General features: G+C 59.6%; 1 pseudogene. It reads right to left on the bottom strand.

The features are described 5' to 3' along the window. Positions 1 to 29 precede the first annotated feature (29 nt). Positions 30 to 371, bottom strand: a pseudogene (locus tag ALO43_RS09250) (AsmA family protein); the annotation flags it as partial.

Raw genomic sequence — 371 nt, 5'->3', positions numbered from 1 at the left:
CGGCAGCGTCAGATGTGTATAAGAGACAGGCCCTGCAACGGCTTGTTGCGGCCGTCGAGGCGGATATCCGCATCCAGCTTGCCGCCTGCCACTCCAAAGCGCAGCGGCTCCAGGCTCAATTGACCATCGTTGAGAATCAGATGGGTATACAGGTCGGTGAACGGTAAGTCCGGGCTTTGCACAATGCGCTTGCCGGTGAACTCCACGTCGGCATCCATCGCTCGCCAGCGGTCAGTCTGAAACTCTTCTACGGGCAGGACCTTGCCCGACGGCTGCTTGCTCTCGCCACCGCGTTTTTTCTGAGCGGCATTCGAGTCCGCACCAATCAGCGGCGCGAGGTCGCTGAACAACAACTGATTGGACACCAGCAC

Origin of the sequence: Pseudomonas tremae, assembly GCF_001401155.1 — a bacterium.
Taxonomy (GTDB): Bacteria; Pseudomonadota; Gammaproteobacteria; order Pseudomonadales; family Pseudomonadaceae; genus Aquipseudomonas; species Aquipseudomonas tremae.
This window is presented reverse-complemented; position numbering and strand designations above follow the sequence as displayed.